A 1,729-nucleotide genomic window follows, 5' to 3' on the forward strand; every position below is an offset into this window, starting at 1 on the left:
GGGCGCGGGGCCTCCAGGTCCGGTACGACGGCGGGGCTGGAGCCGGTGTTGAAGTGGACGAGGACCTCGTGGCCCTGGAACTCGACGTGTTCGACCAGTCCGTGGAGCGCCATCTCGCCCGGTCGCGCGGCGGACGGCTTGGCGATCCGGACCGCCTCCGAACGCAGCCCCACGATGACCTCCCGGCCCTGCTGGACCCGGAGCAACTGGTGGTCCAGGGAGAGGGGTTCGGGCAGCCGCAGGAACTGCTTGCCGAGACTGATGGTCATCGCGCCGTCGAGCGGGGCACGGACCAGACCGCGCAGGAGGTTGATGCGCGGGGTGCCGATGAAGGCGGCGACGAAGACGTTGCGGGGCAGCGCGTACACCGAACGCGGGGGACCGACCTGTTGCAGGACGCCGCCGCGCAGGACGGCCACCCGGTCGCCGAGGGACATGGCCTCGGACTGGTCATGGGTGACGTAGACCGTGGTGACGCCCAACTCACGGGTGAGCGCGGATATCTCGGCGCGCAGATGGTTGCGGAGTTTCGCGTCGAGGTTGGACAGCGGCTCGTCCATCAGGAACGCGGAGGGGTGGCGGGCGATGGCCCGGCCCATGGCGACGCGCTGGCGTTCACCACCGGAGAGCTGGCCGGGGAAGCGGTCGAGGAGCTCCTCGATGCCCAGCATGCGGGCGGTGGCGTCCACGCGCGGGCGCGGGTCGGCGCCGGGTGCCTCGATGCGCAGCGGGAAGCCGATGTTGTCGCGGCTGGTCATGCTCGGGTACAGGGCGAAGTTCTGGAAGACCATGGCGATGTCCCGGCCGGACGGCGCGAGATCGTTGGCGTACTCGCCGTCGAGCAACAGTTCGCCCTCGTCGATCTCCTCGAGACCGGCGATCATCCTGAGCACGGTGGACTTGCCGCAGCCGGAGGGCCCGAGCAGGACGAGGAATTCGCCGGGTTCGATGTCCAGCGACATCCGGTCCACCACGCGGGTGCCCCGGGTATAGCTCTTGCTCACGTCGTGCAACGAGATGGCGCGTGTCATGGCAGGTGCCCCCGAGGGCTGACAGTGATGCTCCGTGTCGGATGCCCCGCACGAGTCGAGCGGGGCTTGTGAGTCACGGAAGTTAACGGAATGTGCGCGGCCGGGGGAAGGGAATGGGCAGGATCGGACGGCTCCGTCCAGCAGGTGAGAAAACGGACGGCCGTATTCAGCGCCGGGCGGCCTTCGCGGGCGGCTCGCGGGTCTCGACGAGGTGGGCGAAGACGACGACGTTGCCCGAGTAGCCGGTCCTGCGGTCGTAGTCGCCGCCGCAGGTGATCAGCCGCAGTTCGGGGCGGCCCCGGTCGCCGTACACCTCACGGTTGGGGAAGTGGTCCTTCTCGTACGACTTGACGGCGTCGACGGCGTAGACGGCGACCCGTCCGTCGGCGCGCGTCACCTCGACCAGGCGGCCGCGCCGTACTTCGGCGAGGCCGGCGAAGACGGCCGGTCCGGAACCGGTGTCGAGGTGGCCCACGGCGACGGCGGTGCCCCGCTGGCCGGGGGACGGGCCGGCCTCGTACCAGCCGACCCGGTTGGCGTCGTCGTCGGGAGGTGCGGGCAGCCGCCGTTCGCGGTCGAGCCGCAGGCTCATGACGGGGGCGTCGACATCGAGGAAGCCGATGACGAGGCGGGTCGCGCGGGAGCGCGGCAGCGGGCGCAGCCGCGGGGCGGCTGACGAGGGCGGGGCGGCCTTCGGG

Annotated in this window: 2 protein-coding genes; both read right to left on the reverse strand. The window is 71.1% G+C overall.

The window, feature by feature from the left end:
- On the reverse strand, positions 1-1,031 hold a 1,031-nt coding region (locus HLK59_RS49835; RefSeq protein ID WP_171148302.1), incomplete at its 3' end, for an ABC transporter ATP-binding protein.
- Positions 1,032-1,197: 166 nt separating this feature from the next.
- Positions 1,198-1,729, reverse strand: a 532-nt coding sequence (locus HLK59_RS49840; RefSeq protein WP_171148303.1) for a class F sortase, incomplete at its 5' end; no start/stop codon positions are given.

The organism is Streptomyces sp. S3(2020) (genome assembly GCF_013044505.1).
Lineage (GTDB): Bacteria > Actinomycetota > Actinomycetes > Streptomycetales > Streptomycetaceae > Streptomyces.